We start from the raw sequence: 26,511 nt of genomic DNA on the forward strand, positions 1-26,511 counted from the left end.
TTCCGGGACATGGATGTCCGGTCGCTACGCCAGCTTGCTGCTGACGACCTCGAAGAATTCGGCCACGGGTGCGGGCATGTGCATTTCGTGGTGCGTGGCGTGCATTTCGTGCACCTCGAGGGAACCGCCGACGTACGGGCGCCACAGGTGCGCGTACGACTTCTCCTCGAGCGTCGCGTTGAAATACAGCACGTCGCCGCGGTAGACCGGCGATTCGAAATCCATCATGCGGTTCGTGTTGTTGGCCATGACCTTCGACATGGTGTCGAGGAAGCCCTGCCGGTTGCCCATCCGGATGTACTGGCTGAAGTCGTCCTCGAGCTCCGCCCGGTAGTCCGAGGACTCCTTGCCGGCGTGTACCTCCGTGAACCCGTGTCCACCCGGCTGGGCGTCCAGGATGGCCACGAGGGAGACCTCGTGCCCGAGCCGGTCGAGCGCGTCCGCGACGGCCTGCACGATGGTGCCGCCGTAGGACCAGCCGACCAGGTTGAAGGGCCCGTCCGACTGGATCTCCAGCATCTGGGCGACGTAGTCGTCGATCATCTCCTGCACGGAGCCCGCCGGCGTGTCCACGCCGTCGGAGCCGCGGGACTGCAGGGCATAGGCCGGCCGGTCCTGCAGGTGCAGCACGAAGCTGTAGTACGCCCAGCCCAGCCCACCGCCGCCGTGGAAGAACCACACCGGCGCCTTGCCCGTACCGGGATCGGTGTTCAGGGGCAGCACGACCCCGAACGAGTCGGCGTCGTCCGCGGGAACACCGCCGGCGAGCATCAGCGCGGCCAGCTCGGCCACCGTCGGGTACTTGATGACCGTCCTGATGGGAATGTCTATGTCGAACTCGTTGCGGATGCGGACGCTGAGCCGGGTGGCCAGCAGCGAGTGCCCGCCGAGCGCGAAGAAGCCGTCGTCGATGCCGACCTTCTCCAGGCCGAGCAGCTCGCTGTAGAGGGCGCACAGCTTCTGCTCGAAGGCGTTGCGCGGCTCCCGGCTGACCACGGTGTTCGTGTCCTCCGAGGGCAGTGCCCGCCGGTCGAGCTTGCCGTTCGAGGTCAGCGGGATCTCCGAAAGCGGAATCACCACCGAGGGCACCATGTAGTCCGGGAGGCGCTCGCGCATGTACTCGGACAGCTCGGCGAACAGCGCACCGGTCGACGCGTCGTCGGACTCGGGCACCACATAGCCCACGATGCGCTTGTCGTCCTCGTGGTTCTCGCGCACCACGATCACCGCCTGCGCCACACCCGGATGCCCGGCCAGCACGTTCTCGATCTCGCCCAGCTCGATCCGGAAGCCCCGGATCTTCACCTGGGTGTCGGCCCGGCCCACGTACTCCAGCTGACCGTTCCGGCTCCAGCGGACCAGGTCGCCGGAGCGGTACATCCGCTCGCCCGGCACGCCGAAGGGGCACGCGACGAACCGTCCCGCGGTCAGGTCCGGCCGGCCGTGGTACCCGCGGGCCAGGCCGTAGCCCGCCACGTACAGCTCCCCGGTCACGCCGGTGGGCGCCGGCAGGAGGTTCGCGTCCAGGACGTAGGCGCGCAGGCCCGGGATGGCCGGGCCGATCACGCTGGCGCGGAAGCGGGCGGCGGAGTTCTCGTCGAGGTCGATGCGGGTGACGTGCACCGTGGTCTCGGTGATGCCGTACATGTTCACCAGCACCGGCGCATCGCCGGCGTGGCGCTGGTACCAGTCCGCAAGGCGGTTCAGGTCGAGGGCCTCGCCGCCGAACACCACGTACCGCAGCGCCAGGTCCTGGCCGGGGGCATCCGCGTCGGCCTGGACGAGCTGGTAGAAGGCCGAGGGCGTCTGGTTGAGGACGGTGACCCGCTCGCGGGCGAGCAGCTGGAGGAAGTCGCCCGGGGAGCGGGAGACGTCGTAGGGGACCACGACCAGGCGTCCGCCGTGCAGCAGCGGCCCCCACAGCTCCCACACCGAGAAGTCGAAGGCGTAGGAGTGGAAGAGGGTCCACACGTCGTCCGCGCCGAAGGCGAAGTCCTCGGCGGCGCTGAAGAGCCCGACCACGTTGCTGTGCGGGATCAGCACGCCCTTGGGGCGGCCGGTCGACCCGGAGGTGTAGATCACGTACGCCGGGTGCTCGGGGCGCAGGGCCGTGCGGCGCTCGGCGTCGGTGAGGTCGGCGGCCGTCTCCTCGGCGAAGGCCCCGGCCCGGTCGAGATGGACCAGCGGGAGGTCCTGGTCCAGCCCCTGCGCGGCAGCGTTCGAACTGGTCGTGACCAGCAGGACCGGCTGGGCGTCCTGGACCATGTACGCGATGCGGTCGGCCGGGGAGTCGGGGTCGATCGGCAGATAGGCACCGCCCGCCTTGAGCACCGCGAGCAGCGCGACGACCAGCTCGGCCGAGCGCTCCAGGCAGACTCCGACCAGGGACTCGGGGCCGACGCCCTGGGCGACGAGGTGCCGCGCGAGCCGGTTGGCCCGGGCGTTGACCTCGCCGTAGGTGAGCGTGTCACCCTCGTGGGAGACCGCGACCTCGTCCGCCCGCTGCGCCGCCTGGCGTTCGAACAGCTCGACCAGGGTGGCCTCGGGGATGTCGTTGCCGGCGGGGTTCACGTCCCGCACCAGCCGCACCCGCTCGGCCGCGCTCAGCACGTCGACGTCGCCGACGCGCACGCTCGGATCGGCGGCCAGCTGCTCCAGCACCCGGACGAGCCGGGCGGCGATCACCTCGGCCGACGCGCGGTCGAACAGCTGGGTCGCGTACTGGAGGTCGCCCCGCAGCGCGCCCGACTCGTCCGCGGTCAGGCTGAAGAACAGGTCGACCATGGCGGTCGACGGGATGGCCTGCTCGAACTTCACGTCGAGCCCGGGGATCCCGAGGTCCGGCTTCTGGTAGCTCTGCCAGGCGAACATCACCTGGAACAGCGGCTGGTAGGACGCGGAGCGCTCGGGGTTGATGGCCTCGACGAGCAGGTCGAACGGGACGTCCTGGTACTCGTAGGCCGTCAGCGCCTTTTCCCGCACCTGGGCGAGCAGCTCGGTGAAGGTCGGGTTGCCGGAGAGGTCCGCCCGCAGCACCTGGGTGTTGACGAAGAACCCGATCAGATCGGCCAGCGCCTCGTCGGTCCGCCCGGCGATCGGGGAGCCGATCGTCAGATCGTCCCCGCCGCCGAGCTTGCGCAGCAGCACCGCCAGCGCGCCCTGCAGGACCATCGACATGGACGCACCGCGCTCGTCGGCCAGCTTCTGCAGCCCGGCCGCCACCTCCGCCGCCACGGAGAGGCCGATCGTCTCGCCGTGCGAGTTCGCCTCCGCGGGCCGCGGGCGGTCCGTGGGCAGGTTCAGCGGCTGCGGCACGCCGTCCAGCTGCTTGCGCCAGTACTCGACCTGCTGCGCGGCGAGGCTCTCCGGGTCGGACACCTCGCCGAGCACCTCGCGCTGCCACTGCGCGTACTCCTTGTACTGCACGGGCAGCGGCTCCCACTGCGGCGCCTGGCCGTCCTGGCGGGCGGCGTAGGCAGCGATCAGGTCCCGCATCATCGGCGCGCTCGAGCTGCCGTCCGAGGCGATGTGGTGGACGACCATGACGAGGACGCGCTCCTGGGGGGAACAGCGCAGCAGGTGCGCCCGGAAGGGGAGTTCGCCCTCCAGGTCGAACCCGTGCGAGACGGCCTCGTCGATCGCGCGGCGCATGTCCTCGGGCGCCACGTCGGCCACCTGCACCTGGGGCGAGGCCTCCGCCACCGTCAGGATCCGCGAGTAGGGCTCGCCGTCGTCGTCCGTCGCGTACGTGGTGCGCAGGATCTCGTGCCGGTCGACCACGTCGCGGATCGCTGCGACGAGGGCGTCCTGGTCCAGGGCTCCGGTCAGCCGGAACGCCGCCGAGATGTTGTAGGTCGCCGCCCCCCGCTCCAGCTGGTGCAGGAGCCACATACGACGTTGTGCGAATGACAGCGGAATCATTACTTCACATCCTTAACGATCATCTGGCGCAAGCTGGGGCGACGGGGAGCGGCCGACTCCTCCGACCAGGCGGCGAGCGCGGCCACCGACGGCAGGTCGAAGATCTTCCGGATCGGTATCTCGATCCCCATCTCGGCGCGGGCGCGGCTGATCAGCCGAGTCGCGAGCAGCGAGTGCCCGCCGAGCTCGAAGAAGCCGTCGTCGATGCCGACCCGGTCCACACCGAGCACCTCGGCGAACAGCTTGGCCAGGGTCTCCTCGCGGGAGGTTCGAGGCGCCCTGTAGGCGGCGCCGTTGTACTCCGGTTCGGGCAGCGCGGCCCGGTCCAGCTTGCCGTTCGGGGCGAGCGGCAGCCGGTCGAGGAGCATGAAGGCGGCCGGCACCATGAAGTCCGGCAGCCGCTCCGAGACGAAGCCGTGCAGCTCCTTCGTCGACAGGCCCGAGCCGTCGCCGGTCGTCGTGCCGTCCCCGGTGACGACGGGCACGACGTACGCGACCAGCTGCTTGCCGGAGCTGCCGGCGCGACCCTCGCAGGCGATGACGACGGCCTGCGCGACCCCGGGGTGCGCGGTGACCGCGGCCTCGACCTCGCCGGGCTCGACGCGGAAGCCGCGCACCTTGACCTGCGCGTCTCCGCGGCCCGCGTACTCCAGCCGGCCGTCGGCGTTCCAGCGCGCCAGGTCACCGGTGCGGTACATGCGCGAGCCGGACGGGCCGAACGGGTCGGCGACGAAGCGCTCTGCGGTCAGTTCGGCGCGGCCGTGGTAACCGCGGCCCACGCTTCCGCCGACGTACAGCTCGCCGACCGCGCCGGGCGGCAGCGGGGTCAGGCCGGGGCCGAGGACGTAGGCCCGCATGTTGCCGAGCGGGGTGCCGACGGGCGTGCTGCCCGCCCCGGCCTGCATGTCGCCGTCGACGGCGAAGGTGGTGGCGTAGAACGACTCGCTCTGCCCGTAGGCGTTGACGACCCGTACGCCCGGGAAGGCCTTGCGCGTCTTCTCGACGAGCGACGCGGGCAGGGCCTCGCCGGCGAAGACGACCGTCTCCACGCTGGTGCGGCCGGAGATCTCGTCGACGAGTTCGGCGAAGGCGGACGGCACGGTGGAGATGACGCTGCCGCTCCAGCCCCCGACCCGCTCGCCCAGGACCAGGACGTCCCGGACCACTTCGACGACGCCGCCGCAGGCGAGGGTCGTGAAGATCTCGAACGCCGAGACGTCGAAGTTGACCGACGTGCCCGCGAGGAGCCGCTTGCCGGGCTCCATGCCCACGCGGGAGGCGAGCCGCAGCACGCCGTTGACCACGTTGGCGTGCGTGATGGCGACGCCCTTGGGCTTGCCCGTGGAGCCGGAGGTGTACATGACGTACGCCAGCTGGTCCGCATGGCGCGGCAGTTCGAGGCCCGTGTCGTCCCCGGACAGGTCGAGCGTGTCGAGGAAGACGTCCGGGGCGTCGTGCTCCGGCAGCACCGCGACCGTCGTGGAGTCCGTCAGGACCAGGCGCGGTCGCGCCTCCCCGAGGATGGCCTCGAGGCGGTGGCTGGGGTACTTGGGGTCGACCGGCAGGTACGCGCCGCCCGCCTTCAGGACCGCGAGCAGTGCGACCACCAGGTCGGCCGACCGCGGCAGCGACACCGCGACCACCGACTCCGGGCCCACCCCGCGTCCGGCCAGTTCGCGCGCCAGGCGGTTGGCCCGGGCGTCCACCTCGCGGTACGTGAGCGACTCGCCCTCGGCGACCACGGCGACCTCGTCCGGGGTCCGCGCCGCCTGTGCCTCGACGAGCTCGTTCACCGTGACGTCCGGAGTCGGGACGGCCGTGTCGTTGAACTCGGTGAGCAGCCGGTCGCGTTCGGCCGGATCCAGGATGTCGACCTCGGCGACCTTCAGGTCGGGGCCGGCCGCCAGCTGCCGCAGGATCCGCACGAGGCGGGCCGCCAGCACCTCCACGGCGTCCTGCTCGAAGACGCCCTGCGTGTACTGGAGGATGAAGTGGAGGTGCGGGTCGAGCGCCGCCATCAGGGTCAGCGGGTAGTTGGTGCCCGTGGCCGCGCGCAGGCCCGTGAAGGCGATCCCGTCCGCGGCGTCGGAGGCAGCGCCGATGGCTTCCTCGTCGACCGGGTACGACTCGAAGACGACCAGCGTGTCGAAGAGGGACTTCAGGCCGACGGACTGCTGGATCTCCGTGAGCCCGTGGTAGTGGTGGTCCAGGAGCCGGGCCTGTCGGCTCTGCAGCCGGGTGAGGACCTCGGCGAGGGTGTCGCCGGGCCCGTACTCGACGCGTACGGGAAGGGTGTTGATGAACATCCCGACGATCGAGTCGACGTCCGTCACCTCGGGCGGGCGCCCGGAGACGGTGGCGCCGAGCACCACGTCCCGGCGGCCGGTGAGCTGGCCGAGCAGCAGCCCCCAGGCACCCTGGACCAGGGTGTTGACGGTGACGCCCAGCTCGGTGGCGCGCCGGCCCAGGGCGCGGGCCTCGTCCTCGGGGAGCGTGATGTCGACCTGGCCGACGCCCTCGCCCCCGCCTTCGCCTTCGGAGCCGGGAGCGAGCAGGGTCGGCTCCTCGACGCCTTCCAGCTCGGCCGCCCACACCCGGGCGGTCTCCGCCTGGTCCTGACGGGCGCGCCAGGACAGGAAATCGCCGAAGTCGCGGGTCGCGGGCAGACCGGCCGGGTCGCCGTGGGACGCGTAGAGCAGCAGCAGGTCCCGCATGAGCAGGGGCATGGACCAGCCGTCGATGAGCACGTGGTGGGCGGTCATCACGAGCTCGGCGCGGCCGGGCTCGAGGACGACGAGCGCCACGCGGATCAGCGGCGGGGTGGTCACGTCGAAGTGGGCGCCCCGGTCGCCGGCGAGGAACGCCTCGAACTGCTCGGTCCGTTCCGCCTCGTCGAGGGCGGTCAGGTCGAGGTGCTGCCACGGCAGCGACACCGTCTCCGGCACCACCTGCACCACGTCGCCGTCCGCCCGGTTGACGAACGCCGCGCGGAGGCTGGGGTGGCGCGCCAGCAGGGCCTGCGCAGCCCGGTGCATCCGCTCCGGGTCGACGTCGCCGGACAGGTGGAACACCAGCTGCATGTGGTAGGCGTCGAACTCGGCGCCGGACAGCATCGTGTGGAACAGCATCCCGGACTGCACCGGGGTCGTCGGCCAGATCCGGCAGAGCTTGCCGAACCGGCCCTCCCAGGTGTCGATCTCCCGCTGGCCCACCTCGACCAGGGGCGCGTCGCTCGGGGTCAGGCCGCCGGCCTCGGGGGTGGCGGCGTGCCGCGCGAGGGCGGTCAGCGCCTGGACCCACAGGCCGGCCAGCTCGGTGACCTCGTCGCGGGTGAGCACGCCGGTCGGGAAGCCGAAGTAGGCGGTCAGCTCGTCACCGGCGGCCACGGCGTTGATCTCCAGCGCCGACAGCACCGGCATGTCCGCGTCGGGCGCGGCGATCAGGTCCTGGTGCGTGGTGTCCGGTGCCCAGCCGAGGCCCCGCAGCTCCTCGGGGATGTCCGCGCTGGACGCCCGGCCCAGGTAGTTGAAGCCGATCCGCGGCTCCCGCCGTCCGGCGAGCGCGGCGGCGGTCTCCGTGTTCAGGTGGCGCAGCAGGCCGTAGCCCATGCCGTTGTCCGGCACGGCGCGCAGCTGTTCCTTGACGGCCTTGACCGCCCGGCCGGCGGCGGGGCCGCCGGCGAACGCGTCCGCGAGGTCGATGCCCGCGAGGTCCAGCTTCACCGGGTACATCGCAGTGAACCAGCCGATCGTGCCGGACAGGTCGGCACCGGGCACGAGGTGGTCCTCGCGGCCGTGGCCTTCGAGCCGGACCAGCGTCGAGTCCCCGGACACGCCGCGCGTCCGGCGCCACTGCGCCAGCGCCAGCGCCAGGCCGGTCAGCAGCCCGTCGTCGACGCCGCCGCGGAACACCGCGGGCACCGTGTCGAGCAGGGTCGCGGTGACGTCGGCCGGCACCTGGATGCGTACGGTGTCCGCGGTGGCCGTGACATCGCGCGCCGGGTCCACGTCCCGGGCGCCGAGCACGGGCTCCTCGCCGCTGAGCATCTCCTGCCACACGGGCAGTTCCGCCACCCGCTCCGGGGTGGCCGCCTCGTCGGCCAGGGCGTGCATCCACCGGCGCAGCGAGGTGCTCTCCGGGGCCGCTTCCGGGGCGAGGCCCTCGCGGATCCGCTTCCACGCGGCGGCCAGGTCCGGCACCAGGATGCGCCAGGACACGCCGTCGACGACCAGATGGTGCAGCACGATCAGCAGGCGGTCCGCCTCCGTGTCGGAGGTGAGCCACACGAACCGGGCCATGACGCCCGCGTCCGGGTCGAGCCGGTCCGCGGCAGCGTCCAGCTCGGCCTGTACGTCGGCGTCGGCGTAGCGGACCTCGTGCACCAGCGCGCCGGCGTCCGCGCTGCCGACGGGCTCCATGCGCAGGCCGGGCTCCGCCCGGTCGAGGCGGGAGCGCAGCACGTCGTGCCGGTCCAGTACGGCCTGGAGCGTGGCGACCAGACCTTCGCGGTCGATGTCCGCGGGCAGGGTGAGCAGCGCGGACATGCAGAACCGGCCGGTTCCGCCGCCCAGGCCGAGCACGTGCGCGCCCGTCGGGGGCAGCGGAGCCCAGCCCACGCCGCCGCCCGGCAGCTCGGCCAGGACGACCCGCTCCTCTTCCTCCCGGCCCTCGACCAGTTCCGCGAGCCGGGCGACCGTGCGCTGCTCGAAGATCTCCCGCGTGCTGACCACGACGCCGCGCGTCTTGGCGCGCGCCACGACCTGGATCGAGCGGATGCTGTCGCCGCCGCTGGTGAAGAAGTCGTCGTCGACGCCCACCTGCTCGGTGCCGAGCACGTCCGCGTACACCTCGGCCAGGACCCGCTCGGCCTCGCTGCGCGGCGCCCGGTACTCGGTGCGGGCGAACTCCGGCTCGGGCAGCGCGGCCCGGTCCAGCTTTCCGTTCGCGTTCAGCGGCAGCCGGTCCAGCACCACGATCAGCGCGGGCACCATGTAGTCCGGCAGCCTCTTGGCCACGAACCGCTGCAGGTCCGCCGCGGAGACACCGGCGGCCGGGGCGGCTTCGCCGTCGGCGGCGCCCGCCGGCGCCACGTAGCCGACGAGCCGCGCGGTGCCGGTGTGGTCCCTGCAGACCGTGACGACGGCCTGGCCGATCGCGGGGTGCTGGGCGAGGGCCGTCTCGATCTCGGTCGGCTCGACACGGATGCCGTTGACCTTCACCTGGCTGTCGGCGCGGCCCGCGTACTTCAGCCGGCCGTTCTCGTCCCACCGGGCCAGGTCACCGGTGCGGTACATGCGCGCGCCGGCGGGGCCGAAGGGGCATGCGACGAACCGCTCCGCGGTGACGGCGCCGTTGCCGTGGTAGCCGCGGGCGATCGGACCGCCGACGTACAGTTCGCCGATCACGCCGGGCGCGACCGGGGTGAGCTCCGGCCCCAGCACGTAGGTGCGCATGTTGGCCAGGGGCTGTCCGACGGGTACCGCACCGGTCCCGTCCGACTGCTGCGGGAGCGTGTGCGTGGCGGCGTAGAAGCTTTCCGTCTGTCCGTAGGCGTTGACGACACGGACGTCGGGCAGGGCGCGGCGCACCTTGCGGACCAGGTCGGCCGACAGGGCTTCGCCGGCGAAGATGACCGTGTCCACCTCGAGTTCGAGGCTGTCCGGGGCATCGGTGATCTGGTCGAGCAGCGCGGAGAACACCGCGGGCACGGCGCTGATGGTGGTGCCGGACCAGCTGCCGCGCTCGGCGAGTTCGAGCACGTCGCGGACGACCTCGACGCTCGCACCGGCGGTCAGCGCGGTGAAGATCTCGAACACGGAGACGTCGAAGTTCACCGAGGTCGCGGCGAGCATCCGGGAGCCCGCCTCGACCTGCACGGTCCGGCGCAGGTCCTGGACACCGTTGACCACGCTGCCATGGGTGATGGCGACGCCCTTGGGCGTCCCGGTCGACCCCGACGTGAACATCACGTAGGCCAGGTTGTCCGGCCCGATACGGACGTCCGGGGCCTCGACGGCCCGGCCCTCGAGGCTCAGGTCGTTGAGGTGGAGTACCGGCTGCCGGCACTTGGACACGGTCGGCGCCGTCTGATAATCGGTCAGCACCAGTGCGGGGCCGGCCGTGTCGAGCAGGAGGTCGACCCGCGCGGCCGGGTAGTTGGGGTCGATCGGCAGGTAGGCACCGCCGGCCTTGAGCACGGCGAGGAGCGCGACCACCAGGTCCGCGGACCGCGGCAGGGCCACGGCGACCAGGACGTCCGGCCCGACGCCGCGGTCCCGCAGCACCGCAGCCAGCCGGTTGGCACGGATGTCCAGGTCCCGGTACGACAACGTGGTCGGTCCGGACACCACCGCGGTCGCGTCCGGCGTCTGCGCCGCCTGAGCGGCGACGAGCTCCGGCACCGTCGTGCCGCGCACCGGTTCCGTCGTCTCGTTCAGCTTGGTCAGCCAGCTGCGTTCGGCGTCGGTGAGCACGTCCACCCCGCCGAGCCGCGTCCCGGAGTCGGCGACCACCTGGCGCAGCACGCGCACGTAGCGGTCGACGAGGCTCTCGGCCGTGGCGTGGTCGAACAGCTCGGTCGCGTACTCCAGCCGCCCGTACGCGCCCCCGGCCGGGGCCGGGACGATGTTGAAGAACAGCTCGAACTTCGCGGTGCCGGTGCCGGCCGGGACGGGGGTGATGCGCAGACCCGGGGTCTCGATCTGCGACCACTCGAACTGCCAGGCCAGCATGACCTGGAACAGCGGCTGGTACGCGGTGGTGCGGTCCGGGCTCAGCAGCTCCACCAGGCGCTCGAACGGAACGTCCTGGTTGTCGTACGCGGCGAGGGCCCGTTCGCGGACCTGGTCCAGCAGGTCGCCGAACGAGGGGTTCTGCGACAGGTCGACGCGCAGCACCCAGGTGTTGGCGAAGAAGCCGATCAGGTCGTCGAGCTGCTCGTCGGCGCGCCCCTCGATCGGGCTGCCGATGGTCAGGTCGTTTCCGGCACCGAGGTGGTGCAGGAGCACCGCGAGCACGGCCTGGGCGACCATGGGCGCGGTGGCGCCGTGCGCCCCGGCGAGCTTGCCGACTCCGGCGAGGAGTTCCGGTTCCAGCTCGAAGTCGACGTGGCCGCCGCGGTGGTCGGCCGCCGTCGGCCGCGGCCGGTCCAGCGGGAGCTGGACCGGCTGCGGGACCCCGGCCAGTTCGGTGCGCCAGTAGTCCAGCTGCGCCGCGGCGACGCTGTCCGGGTCCTCCTCGTCGCCGAGGACCTCGCGCTGCCACAGCGTGTAGTCCTTGTACTGGATCGGAAGAGGAGTCCACTGCGGCGCGCCGCCCTGCTGCCGGGCGGAGTACGCCGACAGCAGGTCCCGCATGAAGGGCGCCATCGACGCCCCGTCCGCGGCGATGTGGTGGATCACGAACACCACCACGTGCTCCTGCGGGGAGATCCGCAGCACGGTGGTCCGCAGCGGGAGTTCCGTGTCGAGGTCGAAGCCTTCGCACGCGGCCTCGGCGGCCGCGGCCTCCGCCGCGTCCGCGGCCACGTCGACCACCCGGAACTGGAGGGCGGCCTCCTGCGCGGGCACGATCCGCTGCTCCGGGGTGCCGTCCGCGTTCTCGGCGATCAGGGTGCGCAGGCTCTCGTGCCTGGTGACGACGTCCGTCACCGCCGCGGCCAGGGCCGCCGTGTCCAGCGGCCCGTCCAGGCGCAGCACGAACGGGATGTTGTAGGTCGCGGACGGGCCTTCCAGACGGTGGAGGAACCACAGCCGACGCTGTGCGAAGGACAACGGGATCATCGACGTACTCCTACACGTTCATCGGGCGAAGCTGGGGGCGGTTCGACGTGCCCGTCTTCTCGAGCCGGGCCGCCAGCTCGGCGACGGTCGGACTGCGGAACACGGTGGTGACCTTCACGTCGACCTTGAGCTCGTTGCGGATGCGGCCGGTCAGCCGGGTGGCGAGCAGCGAGTGCCCGCCGTGGTCGAAGAAGTCGGCGTCGATGCCGACCTCCTGCAGACCCAGCAGTTCGGCGAACAGCCGGCAGAGGACTTCCTCGTTGTGGTTGCGAGGCCCTCGTCCGGTCACGGCGGCTTCCGTGTGGTCCGGTGCGGGGAGCGCCTTGCGGTCGAGCTTCCCGCTCGGGGTGGTGGGGAAGGCCGCGAGCGGCACGATCGCCGAGGGGACCATGTACTCCGGCAGGTTCTCCCGGGCCAGGTCCGTCAGGGCCGTGAGGTCCAGCTGGGCCTGCGCCTTGCCGGTCACCACGTACGCGACGAGCCGCTGGTCACCGGGGCGGTCCTCGCGGACCAGGGCCACCGCGCCGTCGACGTCCGGGTGCTTGGCCAGCGCCGTCTCGATCTCGCCGAGCTCGATGCGGAAGCCGCGGAGCTTGACCTGGAAGTCGGACCGGCCGATGTACTCGACCTGGTCGTCCTGGTTCCACCGCACGACGTCGCCGGTGCGGTACATCCGGGTTCCCGGCTCGCCGAAGGGGCAGGCGACGAACCGGTTCGCGGTCAGCTCCGGCTGTCCCAGGTAGCCCCGGGCGAGCCCGGTACCGGCCAGGTACAGCTCGCCGGTGACCCCCGGCGCGACCGGGCGCAGCGCCTCGTCCAGCACGTACACCTGGGTGTTCCACACCGGTGCGCCGATCGGCACCCGGTCGGTGCCCGGCACGTGCTGGTACGCCGTGACCTCGACGGACGCCTCGGTGGGCCCGTAGAGGTTGTGCACACCGCAGCCCGGCAGCACCTCGACGACCCGGTTGGCCAGCGCGGGCGGGAACGCCTCGCCGGCGACCTCGATCCAGCGCAGGCTGGTGCACTCCTTGGCCGAGGGCTCGTTGACGAACGCCTCCAGCAGGGAGGGCACGAAGTCCGCTCCGGTGACCCGCTCCCGCTGGATCAGGTCGGCGAGGTAGGCCGGGTCCCGGCGCCCGTCGGGACGCGCGATCACGACCGCGGCGCCGACCTGGAGCGGCGCGAAGATCTCCGGCACCGAGACGTCGAAACTGGCCGTCGTGCTCAGCAGCACCCGGTCCTCGACGCCGACGTCGAAGTGCGCCAGACCCCACTTGAGCCGGTTCAGGATCGCCCGGTGGGCCACCTGCACGCCCTTGGGACGGCCGGTGGAGCCGGAGGTGTAGATGACGTACGCGGCATTGTCCGGCGACAGTGCGCGCTCCGGGTTCGTCTCGGGGTACCCGGAGACGTCCGGAAGGTCTGCACCCAGCACCAGCAGCGGCTTCGCGCTGTCCAGCACGCGCCCCACCCGGTCCTCGGGCAGCTCGGTGTCGATCGGCAGGTAGGCCGCACCGGCCTTCACCACCGCGTAGATCGCCACCATCAGGTCCACCGAGCGGGGGATCTTCACGGCGACCAGCTGCTCGGCGCCGGCACCCTGCTCGACCAGCCAGTGGGCCAGCCGGTTCGCGCGCCGGTTGAACTCGCCGTAGGTCAGGGTCTCCTGCTCGCCGATCAGCGCCACACCGTCAGGGGTGCGCTCCACCTGAGCCTCGAACGCGCCCGGCAGAGTGTCCGCCGCCACCGGATGTGCCGTGTCATTGATCCCCTTGACGAGCCGGTCCCGCTCCTGTGCCGACAGCACCTCCATGGCGCCGACCGGCTTCTTCGGGTCCTCGAGCACCTGCTCCAGCACCCGGACGAGCCGGGCGGCGATCTCCTCGGCCGCGTCGCGCTCGAAGAGGTTGGTCTGGTAGTCGAGGGAGAGCCGCAGGTACGGGTCGGAGGAGTTGAGGGTGAGCGGGTAGTGCGAGCCGGCGAACGGCCGGATCGCGTCGATCGTGAAGCCTGCCGAGTCGTTCGCCTCGACGATGCCCTCGCGGTCGATCGGGTAGTTCTCGAACACGACGATCGTGTCGAACAGGGCGGGCAGTCCGACACCGCGCTGGATGTCGGCCAGGCCGTAGTAGTGGTGGTCGAGCAGTGAGATCTGCCGGTCCTGCAGGTCGGCGATGACCTCGCCGACGGTCTGGTCCGGCCGGCAGCGCACCCTGGTCGGCAGGGTGTTGATGAACAGGCCGACCATCTCGTCCGAACCGACCAGGTCCGCCGGGCGGCCGTTGACGGCCGCGCCGAACACGACGTCGTTCCGGCCGGTCAGCTTCGAGAGCAGGACCGCCCACGCGCCCTGGAGCAGCGTGTTCAGCGTGACGCCGAGTTCCGCGGCGCGCCGGGCGAGTTCCCGGCCCTTGTCGATGGACAGCGGGACCTCGACGCGGCCGAGGCGGGAGGCCTCACCCTTCTCGGGGAGGTCCGCGGCCAGGAGGGTCGGCTGGTCGAATTCGGCGAGCTCGTCCTTCCACCGGGCGGCCGATGCGTCCCGGTCCTGCTTGGACAGCCAGCCCAGGTAGTCGCCGTAGCTGCGGACCGGGGCGAGCTCCTCGGTGCCGCCGTACAGCCGGACCAGGTCCTTGATCACCAGCGGCGACGACCACCCGTCAAACAGGGTGTGGTGCGCCGTGATGACGAGCTTCGCCTTCTGCGGCCCGCAGGTGAGCAGGGCCAGGCGGATCAGCGGCGGCCGGGTGGGGTCGAGCTGGTCGGCCCGGTCGTCGGCGAGGGCCTTGTCGACCGCCGCTTCCTGCCCGGCCTCGTCGAGACCGGTCAGGTCGATGTGCCGCCAGGGGATGGAGACGTGCTCCGCCACGACCTGGACCGGATCGCCGTCGGCTCCGGCCACGAACGCGGAGCGCAGGTTCGGGTACCGCTGGAGGAGCGCCTGCCCGGCCGCCCGCATGCGCTCCGGGTCCACGTGCCCGGTCAGGTGCAGCAGGAACTGCATGTGGTAGACGTCGAAGTTCCCGTCGGCGAGCGCGGCCTGGAACTGGATGCCGGACTGGCCCGGGGCCTGCGGCCACACCTGGACCAGCTTGCCGTAGCGCTCCTCCCAGTCGTCGATCTCGTCCTGCTTCACCGAGACCAGCGGGGCGTCCGAGGGCGTGAGCCCGCCGGTCTGCGGGCGTGCGGCGTGCGCGGCCATGCCGTGCAGCACCTCGACCCACAGCTCGGCCAGTTCGGCGGTCCGCTCGCGGGACAGCACCCCGGTGGGGAACATGAAGACGGCCTGGAGCCGGGCGCCGTCGGCGGTGTCCGTGACGACCGAGTTGACCTCCAGCGCGGACAGCGCGGGCAGGTCCGGGTCGGGCATCGGGATCAGCTGGGCGGACCAGTCCGCCGGCACCCAGCCGTCGGCGCGCAGGTGCTCGGGCACGTCGGCATCGGAGATCCGGCCGAGGTAGTTGAAGCCGATCTGCGGCGCCGCGTAGTCCTCGAGCTGCGGGGCGGTCTCCGGGTTCAGCCAGCGCAGGAGACCGTAGCCCAGTCCCTTGTCCGGGACACCGCGCAGCTGCTCCTTGACCAGCTTGACCGCCTTGCCGGCGGCGGAGCCTCCCGCGAGCACGTCGGCCAGGTCCACGCCCTGCACGTCGACCCGGGCCGGGTACATGCTGGTGAACCATCCGACGGTCCGGGAGAGGTCCGCGCCGGGGACGACGTCCTCCTCGCGGCCGTGTCCTTCCAGGCGGACCAGGGTCGAACGGTCGTCACCGCGCCAGCGGTTCACCGCGAGGGCGAGCGCGGCGAGCAGCACGTCGGTGCCGGTGCCCTTGAACGCGGCGGGAAGCTTGGTCAGCACCGCCTCGGTGACCTCGGCGGGCAGCTGCACGCGCACGGTGTCGAGGGTGGACATGATGTCCACGGCCGGGTCGAACGCCCGCTCGCCCAGCGGGAGGTTCGGCGACTCGAGCATGTCGCGCCAGTAGTCCAGTTCCTCTTCCCGCTCCGGGGAGAGGGCCTCGGACTCCAGCGCCGCCGCCCAGCGGCGGGCCGACGTGCCGACCCCGGGCAGCTCGGCCGCCTTGCCGGTCTTGACCTGCTGCCACGCCTCGGCGAAGTCCGACATGAGGATGCGCCAGGAGACGCCGTCCACCACCAGGTGGTGCAGCACCACGAGCAGCCTGCCCGCACCCGAGTCCGCGGCGAACCAGACGAAGTCGGCCATGGTCCCGGCTTCCGGGTCGAGCCGGCCGGCCGCGGCGTCCACCTCCGCCTTCGCCGCCTCCAGCGCGGCGGGGTCGTCCCACCCGCCGGCGACGTGCACGCGGCGGATCAGCTCCGCCGCCCGTACGGTTCCCTGCGGACGTATGACGAGGGAGGGCTCGCCGCCGCGCACCAGCTGCGCGCGCAGGAGGTCGTGCCGGTCGAGGACGGCGTCCAGCGTCGCGGCCAGGCCGCTCTCGTCGATGCCCGTGGGCAGCTCGAGCACGATCGACATGGCGAAACGGTTGATCCCTCCGCCGTGCTCGAACACGTGCTGCGCCACCGGTTGCAGCGCCAGTTCGCCGACGCCGCCGCCTTCGAGCTCCGCGAGCACCGGCACCTGGTCCTTGCGGTCGGAGGCCACCTCGGCCAGCCGCTCCGCGGTGCGGCACTCGAAGATCTCCCGCGTGGTCAGGTTCAGGCCCCGGGCCCGTGCGCGGGCCACGACCTGGATCGAGCGCAGGCTGTCGCCGCCCACGGCGAAGAAGTCGTCGTCGATGCCGACCCGGTCCACGCCGAGCACGTCCGCGTACGCGGCGGTGATGATCTTCTCGGCCTCGGTGCGCGGCTCGCGGTAGGCCTCGCCCAGGAACTCCGGCTCGGGCAGCGCCGAGCGGTCCAGCTTGCCGGTCGGGCCGAGCGGCAGCCGGCTGACGGCCACGAAGGCGGACGGCACCATGTAGTCGGGCAGCCGTGCCGCGACGAACTTGCGCAGCTCGGCGGACGAGGCTCCGGCCTGGACGTCCACGTCGCCGATACCGCCGGCGCCGTCGTCACCGACGGCCCCCTCGCCGGTGTGCACCACGTAGGCGACGAGCCGCCGCCCGTCCGAGCCCACCTCGCGGCTGATCACCACGGCCTCGCTGATACCGGGGTGCTGCGTGATCGCGGCTTCCACCTCGGCGGTCTCGATGCGGAAGCCGCGCACCTTCACCTGGCCGTCACCGCGGCCGACGCACTCCAGCTCACCGCGTGCGTTCCAGCGGGCCAGGTCGCCCGTGCGGTACATCCGCTCGCCGGCGGCGAACGGGTTCGCCACGAAGCGCTCGGCGGTCAGGCCCGGGCGGTCGTGGTAGCCGCGGCCGAGGCAGGTGCCGACCACGTACAGCTCACCGATCACGCCCTGCGGCACCGGGGCGAGGCCCGGGCCCAGCACGTAGGCACGCATGTTCCCGAGCGGGGTGCCGATGGGCGCGACGTCGCTCTCCGCCCACTCCTCGGCCGCCGCGAGGGAGAAGGTGGTGGCGTAGAAGCTCTCGCTCTGCCCGTAGGAGTTCACGATCCGTACGCCGGGCAGGGCCTCGCGGACCTGGCGCACCAGTCGGGCCGGGAGCACGTCGCCCGCGAACACGACCGTGCGCACGTCGGTTGCCTTGTCCAGGTGCCCCACGAGTTCGCCGAGCACCGAGGGGACACCGCTGATGACGTGGCCGTCCCAGCTGTCCCGCTCGGCGAGCGCCAGCGCGTTCGGCACGACCTCGGCGGTGCCGCCGGTGGACAGGGTGGTCAGCAGCTCGAAGACCGAGACGTCGAAGTTCACCGAGGTGCCGGCGAGCATCTTCCAGCCGGTCGGCGCGTCGATGACGCGCACCAGCTCCTGCACGCCGTTGACGACGCTGCGGTGGGTGATCGCCGCGCCCTTCGGCTTGCCCGTGGAGCCGGAGGTGTACATCACGTACGCCAGGTTGTCCGGGCCGAGCGGCGAGATGCGGCCGGTGTTGTCCAGCGGCCCCTGGGGCGCGTCCCATGCGGCGCGGAGGTCGAGGTTGATGCTCGACATGTCGTTCTGCGGCAGGTCCTGCGCCGTCGCCGTGTCGGTGACCACGAAACGCGGGCGCGCCTCGGACAGCACGGTCTCCGCGCGTCCGGCGAGGTACTGCGGGTCCATCGGCACGTAGCCGGCACCGGACTTGAGGATGCCGAGCAGGCCGACGACGAGGTCTTCGGTGCGCGGCAGCGCCAGGACCACCAGGTCCTCCGGACCGGCACCGCGCCGGACCAGCTCCCACGCGACGGCGTTCGCCCGGTCGTCGAGCTCCCGGTAGGTCAGCGTCCGGCCGTCGCACAGGATCGCCGGGGCGTCCGGCGTCCTGGCCGCCTGGCTCTCGAACAGCTCGGGGACCGTCAGCTCGGACGCCGCCGTGGCGTTGTCGTTGAACCGGACGAGCAGAAGGTCCCGCTCGGCCGCGTCGAGCACGTCGATGCCGCCGATGGCGCGCTCCGAGTCGGCCACGAGCTCGCCCAGCACGCGCACGAACCGGTCCGCGAGGCGCTCGACCGTCGCCCGGTCGAACAGGTCGGTGACGTACTCCAGACGGACTCCGGCCCCGCCGGCGCCGTCCGGGATCATGTTGAAGAACAGGTCGAACTTGGCCGTTCCGGTCTCGAGCGTCTCGGACTCGACACCGAGGCCGGCGAACTCCAGGTCCCCCAAGGGCTCCTGCCAGGCGAGCATCACCTGGAAGAACGGGTGGTAGGCGGTGGACCGGTCCGGGTTGAGCTGCTCGACCAGGCGCTCGAACGGCATGTCCTGGTTGTCGTACGCGGCAAGGGCCCGGTCCCGCACCCGCTGGAGCAGCTGGAGGAAGGTCGGGTTCCCGGAGAGGTCGACGCGCAGCACCCAGGTGTTGACGAAGAATCCGACGAGGTCCCGCAGCTCCTCGTCGGTGCGGCCGGCGATCGGCGCGCCGAGGGGTACGTCGTCACCGCAGCCGAGGTGGTGCAGGAGCACCGCCAGCGCCGACTGCATGACCATGGAGACCGTGGTGTCCTGTTCCGCGGCCACCTTCTCCACGGCGCGGAGCAGGTCGGCCTCGATCGGGAACTTGACCAGGTCGCCGCGGGGGCTCGTGATCTTGGGGCGCGGGCGGTCCGTCGGCAGGGCCAGGGGCTGCGCCATGTCGGCCAGGGCCTCGCGCCAGTACTCCAGCTGCCTGGCCGCCAGGCTGTCCGGGTCGGACTCGTCGCCGAGCATGTCCTGCTGCCACAGCGTGTAGTCCGCGTACTGCACCGGGAGCGGCTCCCACACGGGGGCGTCGCCCTCCTTGCGGGCCGAGTACGCCGTGGTGAGATCGCGGAGCAGCGGCCCGAGGGACTCCCCGTCCAGGGCGATGTGGTGCACCACGAGGACCAGGGTGTGGTCGAGCGTGCCGGTCCGCACCAGCGTGGCGCGGATCGGCACGTCGGTGGCCAGGTCGAAGGTCTCGACGGCAGCCGCGTCGACCGCCGCCGCCCGCTTCTCCTCCGCGGCCTCGATGACCGGCAGTTCGAAGGGCTTGTGGCCGGACGCGAGCACCTCCTGGTGCGGGATGCCGTCGTCGCCCTCGACGATCACCGTGCGGAGGACTTCGTGCCGGTCGATGACATCGCGGAGCGCCGTCTCCAGCGCACCCACGTTCAGCTCACCGGTCAGCCGCAGGGCGAAAGCGCCGTTGTAGGTCGGCGAAGGGCCTTCGAACCGGTCCACGAACCACAGCCGACGCTGCGCGAACGACAACGGGATCATTGTTTCTCCAAATCGGCGGAACCAGGGAGCAAGTCGTCACTCAGCTCTGGTCGAGCAGGGTCAAAAGTTCGTCGTTGTAGAAGTCGTCGATGGAGCACGCCCCCGACAGCGTCGAGAAGTACCGGTCGATGTGCTCCTGGTGGCCGACCAGCTTCCGCAGCATGTCGACCCGGCCCTCGGGCTTGAGCTCGGCCACGTTGAGCGCGCCCTGGTAGTGGTTGAGGGCTTCGTTGCTCAGCTCGTTCTCGTAGCGCCTCAGCGCCGACTTGAGCCTGGCGTCGTCGTGCAGGCCGTCCCCGATGAAATCGGTGAGGTTCCGGGCCTGGACGAAGGCTTCGGTGATGCCGCGGGCGGTGATGGAGTCCTTGTGGTTCACCGCGTCGCCGACCAGCGCCCACCCGGGCCCGTAGGCCTTGCGGAAGTAGTTGTCCTGGTGGCCCGTGCCGTACAGCTGCTCCACGCGCTCGCCCGACTGCATGCGCTCCCACAGCTCGGGCGCCGTCGTACGGAAGGCATCGAGGTAGGCGGGTTCGACCGCCTTGCGGACCGCGCCGAAGTCAGCCTGGGGGAAGTAGGCCATGAGCAGCGTGAGGTCGTTGTTGGTCGGCAGCACGCCGATCCAGCGGCCCGGCTGCTCGTACAGCTCGAAGTCCGAGGGGACCCCGGCCCAGTAGCTGTAGTAGGTGCAGGTCAGCCGCGGGTGCTCGATGACGTTCTCCGCGCCGACCTTGCGCGCGACCAGCGAGCGCATGCCGTCCGCGCCGACGACCAGGCGGGCCCGTTCCGTCGCCTCGGCGCCGCCGGGCGTGGTGTACCGCACGCCGACGACCCGGCCGTCCTCGAACAGCAGGTCGTTGACGGCGCAGCCCTCCTGGAAGTCGACGCCGGCCTCGACGGCGCCCTCCGCGAGGATCGGGTCGAGCACGAAGCGCCGCGGCGCGTACGTGGCCGTCAGGCCGTCCATCGGCAGGGAGAAGCCCTCGATGCGGACACCGGGGCCCTCGTAGACCTGCTTGGTGATCGGCCGGCAGCCCGCGTCGCGCAGCTTGTCGAGCAGTCCCCACCGGTTGAGCAGCGCCACGCCCTGCATGTGCAGGTAGTGCGAGGACAGCGTGTCCTGAGGGAATCGCGCTTTCTCCAGGAGCAGCACTCGATAACCCTGATGCGCAAATAGCATGGCCGTCGGCGAGCCCGCACAACGGGCACCGATGACAATCACGTCGTACATGGCGCCTCCACCTCTCTTACCAGGTAGTTTTTGACCCAACGCGGCAGCAACCGGAAATCAGTTGTGATTGAGCGCGCTATCGGCGCAGCGGACCGAATAACCGCCGCCGAGCATGAATGCGATGCTAGCCGATTCGAACTAGCGGGATAAATAGAACCAGCGCGAGGAATACACGCCGATGCCGTGTCGTGTCTCGCCGGCGAGACACGACAGGGCATCAACCACGCCTGAAGCTACCGGGCCGGCGCTCCCAGGGATTCGATGTACGCAGAGATCGACGCCACCGTCGAGTTGAGGAACATCTGGTCCATCGGGACCTCGACGCCCAACTCGTCCATGAAAGCACCCTGAATCCTGACCATGATCAAGGACTGGCCGCCCAGGGCGAAGAAATCATCGTCGACCGATATCTCGTCCTGCTGGAGTTCCCGGCACCAAATGGCGCGCACGCTGTCGGCAATCATCACAGCCCTCTCGGTTGTCATCAAAATCCGTCGACTATGCGGCAATGCCGCTGTCGGCGAACTGCTTCCGGTATGCATCGACCAGCGCGACGCGGTCGACTTTCCCGTGCGGGCTGAGCGGAAGCAGCGGGACGTTCACGAATGTGGCCGGCACCATGTTCCGCGGCAGCGTCTCCAGGAGGCCGGTGCGCAGGAGGTCCTCGGCGGGGTCGTCCCCCGCCGGGACGATGAACGCGATCAGCTCGGCCTCGCCGGCGTCGGTGTACGTGATGGCCACGGCGGCCTCGCGGACCCCGGCCAGCCGGGCGAGCGCGCGCTCGATGTCGGTGGGGTCGATGCGCATGCCGCGCACCTTCACCTGGGCGTCGATCCGGCCGAGGACGACGAGCTCGCCGGCCCCGTTCACGTGGCCGCGGTCGCCCGTGCGGTAGACCCGGAGCGGCTCCCCGTCGACCTCGATCGTCGTGAACTTGGCGTTCTCGGGACCGTTGTTGAGGTAGCCCGCGCCGACGCTGGCACCGGAGATGCAGATCTCGCCCTGCTCCCCCGGCGCGACACCGCGCAGGTCCTCGTCGACGAGGTGGATGTCGGTGTTGTAGGCCGGCTTGCCGACCGGCGGGACGTCGTGCTCGCCGGGCCGGTAGTCGGCCAGGTCGTACGAGGTCGCGACGTCCGTGCACTCGGCGACGCCGTACTGGTGCAGGAGGGTGCACGTGTTGCCCTCGCGCCGCGCCCAGTCCGTGAGCCGCTGGACCTTCAGGGCCTCGCCGCCGAAGAGGACGTAGTCGAGCTTGGCGAGGACGTCGCCGCCGCGCGCGGTCTCCCAGTCCACCAGCAGGTACAGCGTGCTGGAGGCGCAGTGCACCACGCGGATGTCGCGCTCGCGGAGCAGGCGGTAGGCCATCATGGCGTCGAAGTTCCGGGTCGCCATCAGGTTCTGGGTGGCGCCGACGAACAGCGGTGTCATCAGGCTGCGCTGGGAGAGGTCGAACCCGAACGCGCTGACGACCAGGTGGTTCGACCCGCTGTGCAGGCCGTACTCGAGCTTCAGCCAGTTCATCAGGTTGAACCAGCCCTCGTGCCGCACCGCGGTCAGCTTGGGCGTACCGGTCGAGCCGGACGTGAAGACCGCGTAGCAGATGTCGTCGCCGGTGACGGTGACGTCGGGAGCGGTCGCCGGGAGAGCCGCCAGGCCGTCGGCGAGCTGCTCGAGGTCGATGACGTCGACGTCCGCCGACCCGACCATGTCGGCCGTGGCCGGGGAGGCGACGATCAGGGCGAGGTCGGGCACCTGGCCCAGCAGCAGCTGGAGCCGGGCCGCAGGGTAGGCCGGGTCGAACGGCACGTAGGCCGCGCCCGCCTTCAGGGTGCCGAGGATGGCAACGAGCATGTCGATCGAGTAGTCGAGACAGACGCCGACCTTCACACCCCGGCCGTGTCCGCGCTCGGCGAGGAAGTGGGCGAAACGATTCGCCTTCACGTCCAGCTCTGCGTACGTCAGCTCCTGGCCGGCCCAGAAGACGGCGACGGCGTCGGGCGCCGCCGCCACGTTCGCCTCGAACTGCTTGTGGACGACGGGCGCCGAGGGCAGGGCGACCCGCTTTCCCTGAAGGATCATCAACTGACTCCGATGTGAGAGGTGTCCGGTCGGACGAGCCGCCGGCGCACCCCCGGGAACGGGGGGCGGCCGGCACGGGGGGCGATGCGCCTCTAGGCGGTCCGGCGATCGGCGGTTTCGAGCACCTGGGCCACCCACTTGTCAACGGGCAGACCGTGCGCGGCAGCCGTCTTCGAGTAGTACTCCAGCTGGCCTGCGGACAGCTCTATGGTGAGCGTGGTGACCTTCTGCCGGCGCTTTTCGGCGGCCGCCGAGTCGGCCAGCCGGGGCACCTCTTGCTTCTCGTCGCCGCTGCCCGCGGGGACCTCGGTCGTGCTGCTCTGCACGGCCAGGCTGGCACGGACCGACCTGCGGAGTTCGTTGCGCGACCACTTCTGCTGTTCGGCCTTGCGCAGCCAGTAGTCCTGCTCCGGCGGCGACAGGCGGGCCACCTCGGCGTGGTGGGCGAAGCTGAGGCTGTCCCGCCTGCGGTGGTGCTCGAACCGGCGGCCCACCCAGGCGTAGTTGCGCAAGGTCTGGTAGTCGAGCCCCGTGCGCTCGATCGCCTCCTTGTACCGCCGCCACCCGTAGGTGGCCTCCCCGTAGCTCATCCAGTCGGCGAGCCACCAGGCGGAGGAGTTCACAAGCTCGCGCAGGTTGGTCCCGATCTGCTCCCAGGACCGCTCCGACAGGTTCTGCGGGAAGACCATCCCCGACTTCTGCACCGTGGCCTGCGACCCCACGAACGACATGACCGCATCGCGTTGCGCGGGCTCACCGCTGTTGCCCACCGGCCCCGCCTTGTATCTGCTGGCGGTCCTCACAGCGCCGCTCACAACCTTCATCTCCCCACTCAGAGTGTTTGCCTGGGCGTACACCGGTCGCTCGAGCGAGCACCCGGGTGGCGGTCACCGTCGTTCCACTGCGGCCGGCCTACGAGCATCCGAGCGGCGCTCAGCCCGCCGCCATGGCCTCGCGCAGGCTCTTGGGGCGCAGGTCGGTCCAGTTCTGCTCGACGTACTGCAGGCACTCGGACCTGGCCGCCTCACCGAAGACCACCCGCCAGCCCGCGGGCACCTCGGCGAACGCGGGCCACAGGGAGTGCTGCTCCTCGTCGTTGACGACAACCTGGAAGCGGCCGTTCTCGTCGTCGAAGGGGTTCGTGCTCAACTGGCACCGTCCTTAACTGTCATGGGGTGACTCGGAGTTGGAGATGGCACGGGCGCGGGTTCACCGATCGGCCCTGTCCGGTCGGCAGGACACCCCGGATCGGTGGCGACCCCGGTGTTCTGCCGCGTCACCGTAAGGACTCGGCCGTCAGCGGTACCAGGGCGGCAGGCCGGCCGACCTCCCGGTCGTCCTCTGCACCGCACTGGATTCCGGGGAGACCGGCTGCCTCACGTTCCTGGGATGAGGACGTACGGCAGCCGATCGGCCCGTCCGCTGTCCGCTCCGGTTCGAGCGGGGGCGCGGGACCTCGGCCGTCTGGGTCGGGCCGCGGTCGTCGTACGGGCTTGGCTGCCCGCGTTGCCGGTAGCCGACTTGCCGCCACTGTATCCACGGCCCTTTTGAGACCCGGTCAAGGTCCGCTCGAGCGGCCGGGCGACGGAGGTCTCCGAGTACCTTCGGGGCGGTCTTCGCCGCTCACGGTGGCGAACCACTCGAGATCCGCACGGACCTCGCCGCAGTCACGCGCAGCATTTCAGGCCACTCCCCGACAGGCGCACGCTCTCTCCCCGGTGTCTGCCGCCCCGCGTCCGCGCCGCGCCGCCTGAGGATCGCTCGAGAGCCGCCGCACCGGCGGCAGAGTCCGGCTGGTGCCCGCGCCCTGTCGGTCTTCCAGCGCTCTATGGTCCGAGGACGCGCGGCCGATCGGAGGGAGAGAGATGGACGGCACACGACCTGACTTGCGCCTGTTCGTCCTGCACCACGCGGGGGGCTCGCACCTGCTGTACCGCCACTGGCCCACCGAACTGCCGGACACGTGGGACGTGACGCTGCTCGACGCCCCGGGCCACGGCCTCCTCCTCGACCAGCCGCAGATCGCGGACGCCGGCCGCCTCGCCGACCACCTGCTGCGCATCATCGAGCCCGGGCTGACGGGCGGTCCCTACGCCCTGTTCGGGCACAGCATGGGCGCCCTCCTCACGTACGAGATCACCCGGCGGGCCGTCGACCGGGGCCTGCCGCTGCCGGTGTGGATCGGTGTCTCCGCACGGACCGCACCACAGCCGGCGGGACCGAAGAACCGGTACCACCAGCTGCCCGACGCCGAGCTGCGGACCCGTCTGAAGCTGCTCGGCGGCACACCCGACGCGGTCTTCGACGACCCCGACCTGTGGGCCCTGTTCGAACCGGTCATCCGGGCCGACCTGCGCCTGGTGGAGACCTGGCGCCCCGCTCCCGGCGCCGGTCCGCTGCCCGTGGCGCTGTCCGCCTACGCGGGCGGCGAGGACCACTCCGCCTCACCGGCGCGGATGACCGGCTGGGAAGAGCACACCGAGCACTTTCTGGGCCTGCGCGTCTTCGACGGCGGTCACTTCTACTTCCAGGACGATCCCGGGCCGCTGCTGCGGCAGATCGAACGGGACGCGACCACTGCGCTCGCCGCGGCGGGCGCGATGCGCTCCTCCTGAACCCTTTGGTGAACCGCCGACGCGTGGCCGCCCGACTCCTGCAACTGACTGAGATGCCAGCGTGTGTGAGGGGATGAGATGGAGTTCCGCCTGCTCGGTCTCGTGGAAGTCCAGGACGAACGGACCGGTCTGCGGATCGTTCCCACAGGTGCCAAGCAGCGTGCACTGCTGGGCGCACTGGTGGTGAAGGCCGGGCACAACGTCTCCGTGCAGCGGCTCATCGACGAGCTGTGGGGCGAGCACCCGCCAGCCAACGCGGCGAACGCGCTCCAGCTCCATGTGGCCCGGCTGCGCCGGCTGCTGTCCGGGCCGGAGAGCCAGAGCGCCGAACAACACGCACAGCACGCACGGCACCCGTGGATCGTGACCACCTCGCGCGGCTACACCCTGCAGCTCGCGCCCGTCGAAACGGACGCCGCGCGCTTCCAGCACCTGGCCGACGAGGCCCGGCGGATCCTGCCCGGCGACCCGGGGCAGGCCGGTGAGCTGCTGCGCCAGGCGCTGTCGCTGTGGCGCGGCCCGGCGCTGGAGGGCAGCGTGCTCGGCGACATCTGCGCGGGCAAGGCGGCCCAGCTCGAGGAACACCGGCTGACCGCTCTGGAGATGATGTACGACGCCTATCTGAGCACCGGGCGCCACGGCGAGATCACCGGCGAGCTGGTGGAGCTCACGACCGATCACCCCATGCGGGAGAGGTTCTACGACCTGCTGATGGTCGCCTTGTACCGCTGCGGCCGACAGGCGGAAGCGCTCCGCGTGTACGAACGGGCGCGCAACCGCCTGGTGCACGAACTCGGTGTCGAGCCGGGCCCCGCTCTGCGCGGTCTGATGGAGGCGATCCTCCACCACGACCCCGCCCTCGCCGCGGCGGCGGGCACCCGCCCGGCCGGCCCGCCTCGGGCCGGGGCGTCTCGGGCCGAGCCGGCGCCCGCGGTGATGGACGCGACGGCCGACGACGCGGTGCTCCCCCTCTGCGAGGAGATAGCCCGCCTGCACCGCCGCATCGAGCGGCTCCAACAGGAGCAGAACCAACTGCTGTGCCGCTTCAACGAGCTGACGGCGAGCACCGCGCAGCGGGTGACCGCCGGCGCGGGGCTCGCCTAGGACCCGCGGGGC

General features: G+C 71.4%; 10 protein-coding genes. 2 read left to right on the plus strand and 8 right to left on the minus strand.

The genetic code is table 11. The annotated features are described in order from the left end of the window. Nucleotides 1–24: 24 nt before the first annotated feature. From AB0M76_RS22850 to AB0M76_RS22885, 8 genes are all read right to left on the minus strand, one after another. Entirely contained in the window at nucleotides 25–3,921 is a 3,897-nt protein-coding gene (locus AB0M76_RS22850; protein ID WP_365954625.1) for an amino acid adenylation domain-containing protein, read from the minus strand. Next, nucleotides 3,921–11,702 carry an amino acid adenylation domain-containing protein gene (locus AB0M76_RS22855; RefSeq protein ID WP_365954626.1) on the minus strand — a complete coding sequence of 2,594 codons (7,782 nt, stop codon included), beginning with the start codon at nucleotides 11,700–11,702 and terminating at the stop codon, nucleotides 3,921–3,923. The genes AB0M76_RS22850 and AB0M76_RS22855 overlap by 1 nt, the downstream gene beginning before the upstream one ends. A 10-nt stretch (nucleotides 11,703–11,712) precedes the next feature. Next, entirely contained in the window at nucleotides 11,713–19,470 is a 7,758-nt protein-coding gene (locus AB0M76_RS22860; RefSeq protein ID WP_365954627.1) for an amino acid adenylation domain-containing protein, read from the minus strand. 40 nt (nucleotides 19,471–19,510) lie between these two features. Beyond that, nucleotides 19,511–20,698: an NAD(P)/FAD-dependent oxidoreductase gene (locus AB0M76_RS22865; RefSeq protein ID WP_365954628.1), complete on the minus strand. Its 1,188-nt coding sequence runs from the start codon at nucleotides 20,696–20,698 to the stop codon at nucleotides 19,511–19,513. Between the two features lie 233 nt (nucleotides 20,699–20,931). Then, nucleotides 20,932–21,162: an acyl carrier protein gene (locus AB0M76_RS22870; protein ID WP_365954629.1), complete on the minus strand. Its 231-nt coding sequence runs from the start codon at nucleotides 21,160–21,162 to the stop codon at nucleotides 20,932–20,934. A 34-nt stretch (nucleotides 21,163–21,196) separates the two neighbouring features. Further along, nucleotides 21,197–22,780 (minus strand): amino acid adenylation domain-containing protein, encoded by a 1,584-nt coding sequence (locus AB0M76_RS22875; RefSeq protein WP_365954630.1) that lies wholly within the window; start codon nucleotides 22,778–22,780, stop codon nucleotides 21,197–21,199. Nucleotides 22,781–22,872: 92 nt separating this feature from the next. Further along, nucleotides 22,873–23,511: an LmbU family transcriptional regulator gene (locus AB0M76_RS22880; RefSeq protein ID WP_365954631.1), complete on the minus strand. Its 639-nt coding sequence runs from the start codon at nucleotides 23,509–23,511 to the stop codon at nucleotides 22,873–22,875. Between the two features lie 202 nt (nucleotides 23,512–23,713). Beyond that, nucleotides 23,714–23,929, minus strand: coding sequence for an MbtH family protein (locus tag AB0M76_RS22885; RefSeq protein WP_365954632.1), 216 nt, complete (start codon nucleotides 23,927–23,929; stop codon nucleotides 23,714–23,716). Nucleotides 23,930–24,645: 716 nt separating this feature from the next. Between AB0M76_RS22885 and AB0M76_RS22890 the strand changes: the two genes are divergently transcribed. Next, complete coding sequence (locus AB0M76_RS22890; protein ID WP_365954633.1) at nucleotides 24,646–25,395, plus strand: alpha/beta fold hydrolase; 750 nt, start codon at nucleotides 24,646–24,648, stop codon at nucleotides 25,393–25,395. Nucleotides 25,396–25,473: 78 nt separating this feature from the next. Further along, entirely contained in the window at nucleotides 25,474–26,499 is a 1,026-nt protein-coding gene (locus tag AB0M76_RS22895; RefSeq protein WP_365954634.1) for an AfsR/SARP family transcriptional regulator, read from the plus strand. Nucleotides 26,500–26,511: the final 12 nt, after the last annotated feature.

Source organism: Streptomyces sp. NPDC051364 (assembly GCF_040682115.1).
In the GTDB taxonomy this organism is placed as follows: Bacteria; Actinomycetota; Actinomycetes; order Streptomycetales; family Streptomycetaceae; genus Streptomyces.

What these genes read in the sequence shown, in the direction of transcription:
- AB0M76_RS22850 (WP_365954625.1), bottom strand. Translation starts at nt 3,921, where the DNA reads ATGATTCCGCTGTCATTCGCACAACGTCGTATGTGGCTCCTGCACCAG.
- AB0M76_RS22855 (WP_365954626.1), bottom strand. Translation starts at nt 11,702, where the DNA reads ATGATCCCGTTGTCCTTCGCACAGCGTCGGCTGTGGTTCCTCCACCGT.
- AB0M76_RS22860 (WP_365954627.1), bottom strand. Translation starts at nt 19,470, where the DNA reads ATGATCCCGTTGTCGTTCGCGCAGCGTCGGCTGTGGTTCGTGGACCGG.
- AB0M76_RS22865 (WP_365954628.1), bottom strand. Translation starts at nt 20,698, where the DNA reads ATGTACGACGTGATTGTCATCGGTGCCCGTTGTGCGGGCTCGCCGACG.
- AB0M76_RS22870 (WP_365954629.1), bottom strand. Translation starts at nt 21,162, where the DNA reads ATGATTGCCGACAGCGTGCGCGCCATTTGGTGCCGGGAACTCCAGCAG.
- AB0M76_RS22875 (WP_365954630.1), bottom strand. Translation starts at nt 22,780, where the DNA reads ATGATCCTTCAGGGAAAGCGGGTCGCCCTGCCCTCGGCGCCCGTCGTC.
- AB0M76_RS22880 (WP_365954631.1), bottom strand. Translation starts at nt 23,511, where the DNA reads ATGTCGTTCGTGGGGTCGCAGGCCACGGTGCAGAAGTCGGGGATGGTC.
- AB0M76_RS22890 (WP_365954633.1), top strand. Translation starts at nt 24,646, where the DNA reads ATGGACGGCACACGACCTGACTTGCGCCTGTTCGTCCTGCACCACGCG.
- AB0M76_RS22895 (WP_365954634.1), top strand. Translation starts at nt 25,474, where the DNA reads ATGGAGTTCCGCCTGCTCGGTCTCGTGGAAGTCCAGGACGAACGGACC.